This window comes from Paenibacillus sp. FSL H7-0326 (genome assembly GCF_001955535.1).
Lineage (GTDB): Bacteria > Bacillota > Bacilli > Paenibacillales > Paenibacillaceae > Paenibacillus > Paenibacillus shunpengii.
The window spans coordinates 457,727-472,340 of sequence record NZ_MPVN01000002.1; the positions used below are offsets into that span (position 1 = coordinate 457,727).

16 protein-coding genes, 1 pseudogene and 1 riboswitch are annotated in these 14,614 nt (G+C 46.5%); all 17 genes and pseudogenes read right to left on the reverse strand.

Features of this window, described 5'->3' with window-relative positions; translation table 11 throughout:
- Window positions 1-21 precede the first annotated feature (21 nt).
- Window positions 22-138, reverse strand: a pseudogene (locus BK126_RS12970) (GerW family sporulation protein); the annotation flags it as partial.
- Window positions 139-241: 103 nt separating this feature from the next.
- Complete coding sequence (locus BK126_RS12975; protein ID WP_076313056.1) at window positions 242-940, reverse strand: DUF2953 domain-containing protein; 699 nt, start codon at window positions 938-940, stop codon at window positions 242-244.
- A gap of 123 nt (window positions 941-1,063) precedes the next feature.
- Window positions 1,064-1,699, reverse strand: a complete 636-nt coding sequence (scpB, locus tag BK126_RS12980) for an SMC-Scp complex subunit ScpB (RefSeq protein WP_076313057.1) — start codon at window positions 1,697-1,699, stop codon at window positions 1,064-1,066.
- Entirely contained in the window at window positions 1,668-2,465 is a 798-nt protein-coding gene (locus BK126_RS12985; protein ID WP_256702822.1) for a segregation and condensation protein A, read from the reverse strand. The genes scpB and BK126_RS12985 overlap by 32 nt, the downstream gene beginning before the upstream one ends.
- 91 nt (window positions 2,466-2,556) lie before the next feature.
- The gene (gene ribH, locus BK126_RS12990) at window positions 2,557-3,024 is read right to left on the reverse strand and encodes a 6,7-dimethyl-8-ribityllumazine synthase (protein ID WP_047911095.1); all 468 of its coding nucleotides are present in this window, start codon (window positions 3,022-3,024) and stop codon (window positions 2,557-2,559) included.
- 40 nt (window positions 3,025-3,064) lie between these two features.
- Window positions 3,065-4,309, reverse strand: a complete 1,245-nt coding sequence (locus BK126_RS12995; protein WP_076313059.1) for a bifunctional 3,4-dihydroxy-2-butanone-4-phosphate synthase/GTP cyclohydrolase II — start codon at window positions 4,307-4,309, stop codon at window positions 3,065-3,067.
- Between the two features lie 32 nt (window positions 4,310-4,341).
- Complete coding sequence (ribE, locus tag BK126_RS13000) at window positions 4,342-5,013, reverse strand: riboflavin synthase (RefSeq protein ID WP_076313060.1); 672 nt, start codon at window positions 5,011-5,013, stop codon at window positions 4,342-4,344.
- Between the two features lie 21 nt (window positions 5,014-5,034).
- Window positions 5,035-6,135 carry a bifunctional diaminohydroxyphosphoribosylaminopyrimidine deaminase/5-amino-6-(5-phosphoribosylamino)uracil reductase RibD gene (gene ribD / locus BK126_RS13005; protein ID WP_076313061.1) on the reverse strand — a complete coding sequence of 367 codons (1,101 nt, stop codon included), beginning with the start codon at window positions 6,133-6,135 and terminating at the stop codon, window positions 5,035-5,037.
- Between the two features lie 238 nt (window positions 6,136-6,373).
- A riboswitch (FMN riboswitch) is annotated at window positions 6,374-6,519 on the reverse strand.
- Between the two features lie 233 nt (window positions 6,520-6,752).
- Window positions 6,753-7,187 carry a peptidylprolyl isomerase gene (locus BK126_RS13010; RefSeq protein ID WP_076313062.1) on the reverse strand — a complete coding sequence of 145 codons (435 nt, stop codon included), beginning with the start codon at window positions 7,185-7,187 and terminating at the stop codon, window positions 6,753-6,755.
- A 218-nt stretch (window positions 7,188-7,405) separates the two neighbouring features.
- On the reverse strand, window positions 7,406-8,737 hold the full coding sequence (gene lysA, locus BK126_RS13015; RefSeq protein ID WP_076313063.1) for a diaminopimelate decarboxylase: 1,332 nt from the start codon (window positions 8,735-8,737) through the stop codon (window positions 7,406-7,408).
- A gap of 150 nt (window positions 8,738-8,887) precedes the next feature.
- Window positions 8,888-10,447, reverse strand: coding sequence for a spore germination protein (locus tag BK126_RS13020; protein ID WP_256702823.1), 1,560 nt, complete (start codon window positions 10,445-10,447; stop codon window positions 8,888-8,890).
- A gap of 40 nt (window positions 10,448-10,487) precedes the next feature.
- Window positions 10,488-10,910 carry a stage V sporulation protein AB gene (locus BK126_RS13025; RefSeq protein ID WP_076313065.1) on the reverse strand — a complete coding sequence of 141 codons (423 nt, stop codon included), beginning with the start codon at window positions 10,908-10,910 and terminating at the stop codon, window positions 10,488-10,490.
- A 2-nt stretch (window positions 10,911-10,912) separates the two neighbouring features.
- Window positions 10,913-11,557: a stage V sporulation protein AA gene (locus tag BK126_RS13030; RefSeq protein ID WP_076313066.1), complete on the reverse strand. Its 645-nt coding sequence runs from the start codon at window positions 11,555-11,557 to the stop codon at window positions 10,913-10,915.
- A 167-nt stretch (window positions 11,558-11,724) separates the two neighbouring features.
- Window positions 11,725-12,480, reverse strand: coding sequence for an RNA polymerase sporulation sigma factor SigF (gene sigF / locus BK126_RS13035; protein ID WP_047911088.1), 756 nt, complete (start codon window positions 12,478-12,480; stop codon window positions 11,725-11,727).
- Window positions 12,481-12,491: 11 nt separating this feature from the next.
- Window positions 12,492-12,947, reverse strand: a complete 456-nt coding sequence (spoIIAB, locus tag BK126_RS13040; RefSeq protein WP_076313067.1) for an anti-sigma F factor — start codon at window positions 12,945-12,947, stop codon at window positions 12,492-12,494.
- Entirely contained in the window at window positions 12,944-13,297 is a 354-nt protein-coding gene (gene spoIIAA / locus BK126_RS13045; RefSeq protein ID WP_047911086.1) for an anti-sigma F factor antagonist, read from the reverse strand. Before spoIIAA ends, spoIIAB begins: the two co-directional genes overlap by 4 nt.
- Before the next feature lie 113 nt (window positions 13,298-13,410).
- Window positions 13,411-14,598, reverse strand: coding sequence for a D-alanyl-D-alanine carboxypeptidase family protein (locus BK126_RS13050; RefSeq protein WP_076313068.1), 1,188 nt, complete (start codon window positions 14,596-14,598; stop codon window positions 13,411-13,413).
- Between the last annotated feature and the right edge of the window lie 16 nt (window positions 14,599-14,614).

Consider the following 14,614-nt stretch of genomic DNA (forward strand, 5'->3'; position numbering starts at 1 on the left):
GTTGGCGTGGTATCTTTCAGCCACTACACACCCATCCGGCGTTTCCACTGCATCACCTACTATGGTGTTGACATCGACCATCGCTTTGATGTTTTCCATGGCCGTTTTCATTAATCCTTGAATTGGATGATCCGACATAATAAATTGCCTCCTTCTAACAATGGTTTGACATTGATAGGTTTCCCAAGGTACAGGATCAGTATGTGCAAAAAGCGGACTGGAAAAAAATTAATTTCTATGACTAAGCATCCTCCTCCAAATCTCTGCGCCAGGCCATAATGCCTCCATGGGCTTCAGCTAATCGCTTGGTAAGCATATTGCTGAGCCGCATCGCTTTGACAAAGCGAATACAGGCTCTTATTTCAAAATCCGTCTTTAGATCCCACTGTTCAGTCCAATTCGGTGTGACATCAAGCTGTGGCATCTCCAGAAGCCTCACCTTATGGGACAACCAGCCAAGAATCGAGTTCTTAATTCCCCACAAAATGCCTGTGGCTATAGAAGTAAATACAACATCCTCTGTCCCTATACGAGAATTCCATCTGAGATCCAAAATCCGAATCGAAGCAAAAGGAGCTGTATCCCATATTTTCAGTGCATATGCACTCTTGAGCAAAGCATAGGACTGATGCAATATCCCTTTCTTCCCATGCTTCTCATCAGGCATTACCGAATCTTTTTGCCTATCTTCTCCATTCAGCTGATCTGACATAGCAACCTCAAGCTTATTAAGCAGCTTGGCTTTGAGCTCTTGAATCTTCTGTTCGGGGATTTCCTTGGTGATTCGGAGAATTCCGTACAGCATTTTGAGCTGAACATGAACTTCCTGCTTATTATTTGCAGACTTCACAACCAGATGGATATGTATTCTTGATACAAGTACGAGCACAATAAGTAGAATGATAACAAACAGTATGCCTGCGCCAATCCAGATCCACACGAGTCTTCCCCCTGGTATATGTAAAATTAAAACTCCCCTTTAGTATGTTCTTAATTATGGAAACCATGCGAAACTTTTGGGCATAAAAAAATCGATGCCCTCTAAAGGACATCGATTAAACGATTACTCCGCTTTATTAATCTCATTGTCAACCAGAGCTTCACCCGAAGACTCTTCTTCAAACATATTCTGACCCAGCATGCTGAACAAGAGCTGCGTCTCTTCTTCGAGCGGGTCAGCATATTCGAATACAGACGGCTCAGGCAAATCTTTAATTGTGCCAAGACCAAAATAATCAAGGAAGGCTTTCGTTGTGCCATATAAAATAGGGCGGCCGATGGCATCTGCTCGTCCAACCTCTTCAATCAGATCCTTGCTTGTTAAAGTATGAAGCGCCCGTTCTGCCTTAACTCCGCGGATCTCTTCAATCTCCACTCTCGTTATCGGCTGCCGGTAAGCAATAATGGATAACGTTTCAAGTGCGGCTTGAGAGAGTGAGGATCTGGAAGGGGAATAAGCAAGCTTCTCAAAATAAACAGCATGCTCAGGCAAGGTTCCCATTTGGTAGTTTCCTGCAATTTTTAATATCTGCAGTCCTCTTCCCTGCTTGGTATATTCCCTTTTCAGTTCCTCAAGCGCATCAGTTACGACTTCTGGACGCTGATCGACAATTTCGGAGAGCTGCTTGACACCTAGTCCTTCTTCACCCGATAAGAATAACAAGCCCTCAATAATCGACTTCAATGCCGGAAAGTCCATCGCTTTCTTTTTCTCCTCTCCACTCCATCACGATATCTTCGAATAATCGTTCCTGGTAACATACAATTTGTTTCATTTTCATTAATTCCAGAATAGCCAAAAAAGTAACAACAATCTCTTGGCGATACATGTCCTCATTCAGCAGCTTGGAGAACAGCATTTTACTGCCATACCCTTTACGTCCAAGCGTCCCCGCTACATCCCGGATCCGATCCTTTACCGATATTTCATCACGATGAATCCTAGCCACCGTCGTATTTCTTGCAGCCCGGCTGAGTGCCTTCTGAAAGGCTGTAATCAAATCCGCTGTATGCAGCCCTTCAACCGGATTCGACGGTTCATGATGAACATAAGGCGTTAGATCCTCCGGCTCTTTAGAGAAAATAAGACTGCGAACCGATTCCCGTTCATGCAGATGACGCGCGATGCTCTTGAATTTTCGGTATTCAATAAGCTTCTGAACCAATTCGGCACGAGGGTCTTCATCCTCTTCCTCCATGAAATGATCGTCTTCAAATTCAAGAAACACAGGAGGCTTGGGCAGCAATATTTTACTCTTGATCGCAAGAAGAGTAGCTGCCATCACCAAAAACTCGCTTGTAATATCAAGCTCCAGCTCCTGCATGGAGTGAATATAATCCATATATTGGTCCGTTATTCGGCTGATCGGTATATCCTGGATGTCAATCTCATGTTTGTCAATCAAATGTAATAGAAGGTCCAGCGGGCCTTCAAACGATTCAAGCTTATAAGTCACAACCGTCAATGGGCGCATCCTCCCGCTAATGTTACAAAATACGTAAAGCCCTGCCCCGGCTAAGAGAAGCCTGAGTACAGGGCTTTATATTAACTAAGCACTATTTTAGCTGTTTCGTCAAGTTTGCCATCTCAATTGCTGCAACGGCAGCGTCCCAGCCTTTATTTCCTGCTTTCGTTCCAGAGCGTTCAATCGCCTGTTCAATATTTTCTGTAGAAACCAGTCCAAATATGGTCGGCACGCCTGTCTTCAGGTTAATTGCAGCGACCCCCTTGGCCATTTCATTACAAACATAATCATAATGCGTTGTAGAGCCGCGGATGACAGTGGCGAGTGTAATCACTGCATCATATTTGCCGCTCTCGGCCATTTTTTGAGCAATCAAAGGAATCTCAAAGGCTCCAGGAACCCAAGCCACATCAACCTCATCATCCTGCACACCATGACGTTTGAACGCATCCAGGGATGCTGACAGCAGCTTGCTCGTTAAAAATTCATTGAAACGTCCAACCACAACGCCATATCTTAATCCCTCAGAGACTAAATTACCTTCAAAATAGTTAGCCATTATTATTCATCTGCCCTTCTTATAATGAGTAGTATTTAACTTAAGATTTGATTTCCTGCTCGTTCTGCTCAATATCATCAAATTTCAGCATATGCCCCAGCTTGGACTGCTTGGTATGCAGGTAGGAAGAATTATCTTTATTTTCTGCAATTTGAATCGGTACTCTAGAAACAACTTCGAGACCATATCCCTCTAACCCTTTGATCTTTCGCGGATTGTTCGTCAGCAGGTTAATCTTGCGGATTCCCAAGTCTTTGAGAATTTGCGCGCCGATGCCGTAATCGCGAAGATCAGCCGGGAAGCCCAGCTTCAGATTCGCATCCACCGTATCAAGTCCCTGCTCCTGCAGCTTGTAGGCCTTAAGCTTATTAATGAGCCCGATCCCCCGGCCCTCCTGACGCATATAGAGCAGCACGCCGCTGCCATTCTCATGAATCTGACGCAGGGCGGCTTCAAACTGCGGTCCGCAGTCACAACGATGAGAATGGAACACATCTCCGGTTAAACACTCGGAATGTACACGCACGAGGACCGGCTCATCCGTATTAAGTGTGCCTTTGACAAGAGCTACATGCTCTTTGTTATCCACTTCATTCGTATAAGCTATCGCCTGAAACTCGCCAAAATCAGTCGGCATTCTCACCGAAACCTCGCGAGTAACCAGCTTCTCCTTGGCGTTACGATAGGCAATCATGTCCTTGATGCTGATAAGCTTCAGATCGTGCTGCTTTGCAATTTCCTTCAGATCAGGCAGTCTGGCCATAGATCCGTCTTCCTTAATGATCTCACAGATCACCCCTGCAGGATAGGAACCGCTCATTCTGGCAAGATCCACAGCAGCCTCTGTATGCCCTGCTCTCCTGAGCACTCCGCCTCTCTTGGCGATTAGTGGAAACATATGACCAGGCTTTCTGAAATCCAATCCGGTTGCTTCGGAATCAATCAGCGCTTTGACTGTAATGGAACGTTCATGTGCGGATATCCCTGTCGTCGTAAGCTTATGATCAACGGATACCGTGAAGGCTGTACCATGAAAATCCGTATTTTGCTGAACCATTGGTTTAAGGTCAAGCTCTTCTGCGCGTTCTTGGGTAATCGGAACACAGACGAGTCCTCTTCCCTCGGTAATCATAAAATTAATGACTTCCGGAGTGGCTTTATCCGCCAGAGCTACAAAATCACCCTCATTCTCGCGGTCTTCATCATCAACGACAATGACCACTTTACCTTGCTGCAGATCCTGAAGCGCTGCTTCTACTGTATGAAAAATGGATTCCTCATCCATGTCGTACCCTCCTTGTTACTGCTTCATTTATATCAGTTAAAACCGTGGGAGCTTAGAAATTCAAAGCTTAATTTCGACGTCTCACCCGTTCCGTCCGCTGGGCTTGCTCCTTGTCCATAATGCAGCAGATGATTCACATACTTGCCGAGAATGTCACACTCAAGATTGACGATATCCCCTGTGTTACGATGAGCGAGCACGGTCTCCCCTAATGTATGCGGTATAATGGATACGGTAAAAGAGGAGGCTGTCGTGTCGACAACAGTCAGGCTGATGCCTTCAATCGTGATGGAGCCTTTCGGAATAATAAACCGGAATACGTCACTGTTAACCGGCGTGATTTCGAACACGACCGCATTCTGATCTCGGGTTATCGCTGTAATCTTCCCTGTTCCATCCACATGGCCTTGTACAATATGTCCTCCAAAACGGCCTTTGGCTGACATGGCCCGTTCAAGATTAACAGGACTGCCGCTTCCCAAATGACGAAGGGTCGTATGTCGGAACGTTTCGGGCATCACATCTGCCAGGAAGCCTCCGGTTTCTATCGAGGTAGCGGTTAAGCATACCCCGTTGACAGCTACGCTGTCTCCGATCTTCAGATCATCCATTATTCGCTTCGCACTAATTCCAAGGACCATGGCTTCCCCTTTACGGCCAACACTGCGAATTCGTCCAACTTCTTCAATCAGCCCAGTAAACATGGCATTCACTCCTTATCAGCCTTACGGCCACACAGGTAAACCTGTCACACAAATATTATCTCCAATGGTCTCGACTTCGAGTTTATTTAATTGAATCGCATCATTCATTCGGTCCACGCCTTCAAATCGGAAGCTTCCTGGTGTCTCATATCCCCCGACGATTTTCGGTGCAATAAACATGAGCAAGCGATCGATCAGCTTGGCCTCCAGCATTGCGCCGTTCAAAGTTCCGCCGCCTTCAAGCAATATAGAACCGATCTCCATTTCTCCTAACAAGCTCATTGCTGTTAGTAGATCAACCCTCGGTCCCGGACCGCAGCGGATCACTTGTACACCATAACTTTCCAGAACCTGCTCACGTTCAGCTTCTGCTTCATCTGTCGTCAGGATCAAGGTTTTGGCATTTCCATCCCGAACCAGCTTCGTATCTATAGGGATTCTCAGCTTCGAATCGACGACGATTCGAATAGGACTAATCCCATCTATAGATAACCGGGTCGTTAACTCGGGATTGTCAGCGATGACGGTTTCTACCCCGACCATAATACCTTGGTGACGATGTCTGAGCATATGAATATGTTCTCTCGCTTGCTCGTTAGAAATCCATTTGCTGTCTCCGCTCTTGGTTGCGATCTTTCCGTCTAACGTTGAAGCCGTCTTGAGCGTTACAAAGGGCAGGCCCGTTGTAATATACTTGATAAATTTCTCATTGAGCCGTCTGGCCCGATCTCTAAGCACACCGACTTTGACTTCAATACCGTGCCTGCGAAGCATATCAAATCCCTTGCCTGCCACCTGCGGGTTAGGATCCTCGCAAGCGACAACCACCCTTTTGACCTTCTCGCTGATCAGCCTCTCGCTGCATGGCGGTGTCTTTCCATAGTGGCTGCAGGGCTCCAGGGTTACATAGACGGTGCTTCCCTCCGCCTCACTGCCTGCCATGTTCAAGGCATGAACCTCGGCATGGCCTGTGCCCCTTTTCAAATGGGCTCCAAGACCAACCATTCGTCCATCCTTCACGACGACACAGCCTACAACGGGATTAATGCCGGTCTGTCCCTGCGCTCTTTCCGCCATATCCAGAGCAAGCGACATGTAGAATTCATCATTCATCATTTCCATTATGCTTACCTCTTTTCAGCAAAGACATTTAAGAAACATTTCACCAAAAAAAGCCCCTATCCGGCTAAACTGCCAGACTAGGGGCTTGAGAGTTCAATAGAAAATACAGCAGAACACTACCGTTACCTTAATTAAAACCTAACAAAGGTAAGGCAAATAAACCATGAGCATCATCACGGACGCACAGGCAAAAGTCCCGCTGGGTACGCCAACCAATAGAGTTGTCTGTTATGTACCTATTCTCCTTCTCTCATCCAGACTATACTGTCGGTTCTGGAGTTGCACCAGATCCACCGCTAGCTTCCAGCTAACGGGTCACGGACTAAGACTTGAAGACAAGTCATCACCGCCGGTAGGGAATTTCACCCTGCCCCGAAGGATTACAGCTTATGAAACATTAGTAATAGAAAAATAGTAGCACTCCTATACTGAAAAATCAACAGCTGAGCTCTCACCCAATAATAAGAATACGCTTACTTGATTAAAAAACTTGCTCTCCCTGTGTGGAATGCAGTTACATAACTTCTCGTCGAGATACTTGGCATAAAAAAACATCCCGCATATAGAATGCGGGATGTGTTAATCTGCTCTTGCTATGTCGTTAGAGAGGCTTCAGCTTAAGCGTCAAATACAGATACGCTCTTCATTTTGTCGCCTTGCTTCACGCCATCAATGTATTCCATACCTTTGATTACTTTACCAAATACAGTATGAACTCCATCCAAATGCGGCTGCGGCTCATACACGATAAAGAATTGGCTTCCGCCTGTGTTTTTGCCGGCATGTGCCATGGAGAGAACACCTTTTTCATGCTTCGTTGTGTTTGTTGCAGTTTCACAGTCGATGGAGTATCCAGGACCGCCTGTACCGTTGCCAACCGGGCATCCGCCTTGAGCTACGAAGCCAGGGATTACACGGTGAAAGCTAAGGCCGTTGTAAAAACCGCTGTTAGCCAGTTTTTCAAAGTTTGCTACTGTATTTGGTGCTTCTTCCGGCAGGAATTGGATTTCTACGGTTCCGCCATTTTCAAGTTCGATAATACCTTTTTTCATGTGCGTCACTTCCTTCAACTATTTTCTAAGGCAGGCCATGATCCATACATAAGCCTTGTCCTTATTTCATGCATCACTATCTGATTGTATCTACTTTGATCTCAATTTGCAATGATTCGAGGTCTGCTGTACAGGAACCGGATCAACTCGAACTAAAAAACACTCCCGTGCTTGCTGTTGATCTAAATTACAGCTTGCCGGGAGTGGATATATACATATTAGCTGTTAATGGTCTGTTTGCTCATTCTTGCCGGGATAATATCGTTACGCACGATATCTTCATGACTTTCACGGCGGACAACGAGATCACTTTCACCGTTCTGCACGAAGACAACGGCTGGGCGACGTATCCGGTTGTAATTGCTGGCCATGGAGTAGTTATATGCACCTGTGCAGGATACAGCCAGGAGATCACCTGTAGCCACCTGAGGAAGGTCCAAATCCCATATCAGCATATCTCCGCTCTCGCAGGCCTTACCTGCAATAGAGACGGTCTCTTCTGTTGCTTCATTAGCCCGGTTAGCCAGGATCGCTTCGTATTTGGAGTCGTAGAGTGCTGGACGCGGGTTATCTGTCATACCTCCATCCACGGATACATACTTACGTACACCAGGGATGTTCTTTATTGCACCTACCGTATACAACGTTGTACCGGCTTCCCCTACCATGCTGCGGCCCGGCTCAACCCATATTTCCGGAAGCTCATCTGCAATTCCTGCAAAATGAAGCTTCACTCCATCTGTGATCGCCTTGACATACTGGGATACCTGAAGTGGTGTATCTCCTTCGAAATAACGGATACCAAAACCACCGCCCAGATTCACAACCGGGAATACCACATTCAGTTTATTCTTCACTTCTTTGGCAAAAGCAGCAACTCGCTCTACTGCCATTTGGAAGCCTTCCACTTCGAAGATCTGGGAGCCAATGTGGGAGTGGAGTCCAAGGAGCTTCAGATTCGGCTGCTTCACAGCCAGTTCAATTGCTTCAAAGGCTGCTCCGTTTCCGATATCAAAGCCAAATTTTGAGTCGGTTTGACCAGTGGAAATATACTCATGCGTATGAGCTTCAACGCCCGGCGTTACCCGCAGCAAAATATTGACCTCTTGATTCTTCTCACCAGCCATGGCTTGGAGCATCTGCAGCTCGATCAGATTGTCCACGACGAAGCAGCCAATTCGGGCATCCAGCGCCATTTCGATTTCATTCGGTGTTTTGTTGTTCCCATGAAAGTGAATACGTTCTGTCGGGAAGCCAGCCTGCAGTGCTGTGTAGAGCTCTCCATCCGAGACGACGTCCAGAGACAGGCCTTCCTGCTCTGCAAGGGTGCACATGGCCGTAACGCTGAACGCCTTGCTTGCATAAGCTACCTGAAATTTCAGGCCTGAAGCTCTGAATGCGTCCATATATTCTCTAGCCCGCTTGCGGACAAGTGTTTCATCAACGATATATAGTGGAGTCCCATATTCTTCTTTGAGCTGAACTGTATCGCATCCACCAATTTCGAGATGTCCTGCTTTATTAATTTTGCTAGTACCGTGTAAATACATATTCGCTAGTCCTCCACTTTTCCTGGAATGAAAAAAGATTCCATCGAACTTTTACATCAGTATAGCAGACTCTTGTTTTTGTTAGAAATGGATTATTCGGCAGATCATTTGTATTATATTCATTGTCACAAGCCGGATAGCTGAACAGCATTAAGGCATCCTGGTATTATCCCTAGGCTTGTTAAATGAAGGTCTCTTCTTGCCTGTAAGCACTGGGGAACGAACAAACGTTGCCAACATACCCTTTGCATTAAAAGGTATAAGTGGCCACAGATAGGACGAATTATACGATCGATGCAGCGCGAGTCCAATAATGATCGCAGTGGTTCCAACCACCAGCCCAGGCACTTTAAAGATAGCCACAAGTACTAGAAGAATCAGTCTGACCATACGATTTGCTAATCCCAGCTCATAGCTTGGGGTTGCGAACATTCCGACCGCCGCTACCGCCATGTACAGCAGGACTTCGTTAACGAACAAGCCGGTCTTCACCGCTACATCCCCAATTAAGATCGCTGCAATAAGCCCCATTGCTGAGGCAAGCGGTGTGGGGGTATGAACTGCGGCCATCCGCATCAAATCGATCCCGAACTCCACAATAAGAAATTGCAGAATGATGGGAAGCTTTACATTTTCCTGAGGACCAATAAAGTCCAGGCCCTCCGGTTTCAATCCTGGATCAATAACGAACAGCATCCATAGAGGAAGCAGGAACAACGAGGCTAATATCCCGATTATTCTTATAATTCGCAGATAGGAGCCCATGAACGGGGTCTGTCTGTTCTCCTCAGCATGCTGACACAGATCAAAAAAGGTCGTGGGCATAATCATAACACTAGGAGAAGTATCCACGAACAGGACAACCCTGCCCTCAAGCAAGTGGGAAGCCACCGAATCGGGACGCTCGGAATAACGAACCAGCGGATACGGATGCCAGCCTCGATTAATGATGATTTCCTCCAGCTGCTTATCGGCAAGCGGAATACCATCAATATCAATGCTCTCGATTTTTTTGCGGATCGTCTCAACCTGGACCTTGTCCACAATATCGTCGATATAAGCAAGACACACATCGGTTTTGGTTCTTTCCCCTACACGGAACAGCTCCAGCTTGAATCCAGGATCATGAAGACGTCTGCGGACTAGGGACACATTGGTCAGCATCGTTTCTGTAAATCCGTCTCTAGCTCCCCTGACAACGCGTTCTAACGACGGTTCTTCAGGACCGCGCGAAGGATAGCTACGGGTATCAATGATCAGCGCTGTTGTTTCGCCTTCCACAAAAAAGACGCTCATACCGCTCATTGCCTGGATAAAGGCTTCGCTCAGCTTTGTTACTTTGGATACTTGAATATGGGGGATGTAGAATTCAAAGTATTTTTCCAAGGCGTCGGAAGACATCTCATCCTCAGGCACGTAGGACAGTCTTTTTAAAATTTCAGTCAAAATCGTATCTTTGGTAAGTCCTGTGATGAACAGAAGCCCGGTATGACGTCCACCGAAGGTCATCTCGCGGAAATTGACATCAAAAGTTTCTCCAAACCCCATCACATACTTGAGCGTCTTTCGCAGTACGTCAAAATCAGGATCGATGACGTCCTCATTCTGCCAGTACTTAATCGACTCCTCAATGGAATCTGACATTTCTTGTTCCTTTTTTTTCTGGAGCTGCTTCTCTTCCTCGGTCATTTGCTGGGATTCATCTGACATATGTTTGATGTCTCCTCCTTCTGTTGTATGCATGCAGTTGTTATCTGGTGTACACAAACCAATCAAATAATGAACCGGCAACCTTGCCGAACACCATGGCCATTAATAATCCAAATAAATAAGATTTCATACCCAGTCTCTTGGCTAGTATGGGCAGGACGTTCAATACCTCAGTTAAAGCTGCTGCGAGCAAGCCGATAAATATACCGCACAGCAGGCCTACGAATATCGAAATAATCGGAAGACCGTAAACCTTCAAATTCCATAAGTCAGCGACTGTTCCAACGAATGAACCGGCGATCATTGCTCCTTCATAGGCATATGCCTTGTCATATGAGCGTGTAAGCTGGGCTAAGCGCGGGATCATGTCCAGAACGATGAAGAGCGCAATGACTCCGCTCCCCACAGCAATGCCTGATGCTATGCCCAGAACGATGAGTATGCAGCCGTCCAGTACCGTCATCATTATTTCTGTCCCGAATGAGCATGCTCTTTTTTGATTCGTTCGTACTCTTCATTCACTGCATATTGATCCACATTTTGCTGGTAGAGGTACATCTCTACCTCGAGCGGAGTAGGCTCATCATTCCATTTTTTCTTAAACAAATGATTAAAAAATACAGCCATGCCAAAACCGATACCAATGGAGTATGCTGTCTGGAACAAGTAAGGATTCTCATCCCGATATCCCGTCAGCATCTCTACAATTCGTATATGCACTTCCTTCATGTTTACATCCGCGTGAAAGTTCATAATGGTCAGCGCCGAGCCAAAGAACAGCAAGAGCCACACAAGGACAAACAGCGATTTGGACGGCGGCCGATCATGAGGGATCAGCTCGACAAGTGTGTGGCTGCTGCCCAGTGTTTCAATCGTTGCTCCCGGCACAATCTTCTGTATCCGATTAATAATCTGAAGCACATCAACAAGCAGCAGGCTCCCATCCTTTTTCTCTGTCTGCATCAGCTCCGCTTCCAGCACCTTGTCTTCCAAGCCAGGCGGATCTGTAAGCACATGTGCCACATGCCTGATCTTAAGTGTAACGCCAAGCTTCATCTTGATCCGGCTGTGCAGCCTTACATAAATGATAGGAGTGGATGGTGCGGTCATCCTAACCTCACCCCTTTATACTGTGAAATTATTCATAGTATGGAGACTCCTCCGCTTTTCTATTCCTTGGGATTCATATCGAGCTCATCCACAAAAAAAAAGAGTCTTTTCTCTGACGAGAAAAAACTCTTACTGCATGATAAATCGTTGTTATATGCACTTTATATTTACTGAGCAATTTGCTCCCGGATAATCTGCAGTATTTTCTTCTCCAGTCTGGACACTTGAACCTGCGATATGCCCAGTCTGGCAGCAACTTCAGATTGCGTCTGATCCTTGTAATACCTGAGGTATACGATCAGCCGCTCCCGCTCAGACAGATTTCCGATCGCTTCATTAAGCGCCATCTTGTCGAACCAACGCTCTTGAGATTCATCGGCAATCTGATCCATCAGCGTAATCGGATCCCCGTCATTCTCAAATACCGTCTCGTGAATGGAAGTTGGAGGCTTATTCGCTTCCTGGGCGAATACAACCTCCTCCGGGGTAATCCCCAGCTCGTCTGCAACCTCCTTGATGGTGGGCAGCCTGTCTAAGTATTTAGAGAGCTCATCCTTCTTCTTGCGAACCTTGTTGGCGGTCTCTTTCAGGGAACGGCTGACCTTCAGCGTCCCATCATCACGCAGGAAACGCTGAATTTCGCCGATAATCATGGGAACCGCATAAGTCGAAAATTTGACATCATAGCTGAGATCAAATTTATCTACTGATTTGAGGAGCCCGATGCAGCCGATCTGAAACAGATCCTCCGGCTCGTATCCCCGGTTCATAAACCGCTGAACGACAGACCATACGAGACGTATATTACAATTGACAAGCGTGTCACGCGCCACCTGGTCTCCGCTTTGGGATAGAGCGATAAGACGCTTGACTTCCGCATCCTCCAGATACGTATGTGAAGATTGTTTCGCTTCTGCTTCCATAGGTCCAACCCCTAATTATACAGTGCTTTCTTGGATTCTATCCGTTTCTTCATCATGATCGAAGTACCTCGCCCAGGCTCGCTTACTACTTCACATTCATCCATGAAATTTTCCATTATTGTGAATCCCATACCTGAACGCTCAAGTTCAGGCTTAGAGGTATACAGCGGCTGCTTCGCCAGCTCCAAGTCCTCAATTCCCTGACCTTGGTCTTCAATGACAAGCGTAATCATATCTCCGATAATTTCTGCCTTAATGGTTACGACCCCGGCAGAGTCATTGTTGTAGCCATGAATAATACTATTCGTCACGGCCTCGGATACGACTGTTTTCAAATCGCTCAGCTCGTCCATTGTCGGATCAAGCTGAGAAATAAAGGATGCCACCGCGACTCTCGCGAATGATTCATTCTCCGACTTGGCTGCAAACTGCAAATTCATAAAATTTGATAGCTGCTCACTGCTCATGAGACCACCTCCAGATCCGAGAGGGCGCTTCCCTCGTTTTCGAACACCGGCATAATTTTGAACAAGCCTGACATTTCAAGCAAACGGTATACAGCAGGATTAGCTCCGGATATGACCATTTTTCCACCTTTATGATGTATCAACTTATAGCGTCCAAGAATGACACCCAGTCCTGAACTGTCCATAAAGTCAAGGTCTTTCAAGCTAAGAATCAGATGCTTGCTGTTCTGTCTTGCAATCGCCTCATCCATCTGTAAACGAACCAGATCTGCTGTGTGGTGATCGAGCTCTCCAGATAATCGTACAATAAGCACTCCGTGTGCATACTCCATACTGACCTGTAAATTCATGCTTGCTCACTCTCCTCCCTGTCATGACCAACCATTTCTACGCCGATTTGCAGCTTTCCTGCACTCCGACAAAACTAGAAGAAAAGTCTCATGAATCAACAAAGCTGCTTATTTTAGCGGAAAAGATCAGAGGTTGTCCGTTTAAAGAGCTTCCAGAAGCTTGCTTTTTCAACGTCCACCGCTGCTGTAATATCAAACTCCTTGAGCACCTTGTTATCCTGAGATACTACAAGCTTGCCCAGCACCTGACCTTTTTTGATCGGGGCCTTGATTTCGGTAGGGACGGTCAGCTGCTGCGTCGTCTCCCCGGCGCTGCCTTTTCTCATCAGCACACTGTAAGGTACATCAGCCACCAGCTCCAGCTCTTTGATGTTTCCTTTCTCAATATTCACTTTACCGATAACGTCCCCTTGTTTATAAATAGGCTTCATCGTATATTGTGAAAAGGCGTAATCGAACATATTCGACACTTCGCTGTTTCTTGTCTTCGTATTCGGCTCACCCAGCACGACGGCGACGACACGCATACCATCCTTCATTGCTGTGGCGGATAAGCAAAATTTCGCTTCCGAGGTATAGCCTGTCTTCAGGCCATCAGCACCGGTATAGAAACGTACAAGCTTGTTCGTATTCACGAGCCAGAACGGCTTGGCACTGTCTTTTCGCAGATAGTCCTGATAAGCGCCGGTATATTTGGTAATATCTTTATGTTTAAGCAGCTCTCTGCTCATAATAGCAATATCATGTGCTGAAGAATAATGATTCTCTACCGGGAGACCATTGCAATTGGCAAAATGGGTATCATTCATGCCGAGCTCTTTTGCCCGATCGTTCATCATCTGCACGAATGCTTCTTCAGAGCCGGCAATTTTCTCGGCCATTGCTACGGAAGCATCGTTGCCGGATGCCATGGCAATGCCTTTTAGCATCTCATCCACGGTCATCTCTTCGCCCGGCTCCAGAAAGATCTGAGATCCACCCATGGAAGATGCATATTCACTCGCTCGAACCTTGTCAGTCCACTTCAGCTTACCGGAATCAATGGCTTCCATTGTTAACAGCATGGTCATAATCTTTGTGATACTGGCAGGTGGCAGTTTCTCATGGCCGTTCTTCTCATAAATAATCGTTCCCGTATCCGCATCCAGCATGACCGCTGATTTTGCGTTTTGAGCAAGATCCACTGCCGGGGTTGTCTTCTCCGTTTGCGGCCCTACAGGCTCTTCTGCATATATGCTGCTTGGAACGATCAGTGCGGCCGACAGTATTAAAGCGGTGAGCAGCCTAACTCCTTGATTCATGGCAATATTATCCTCC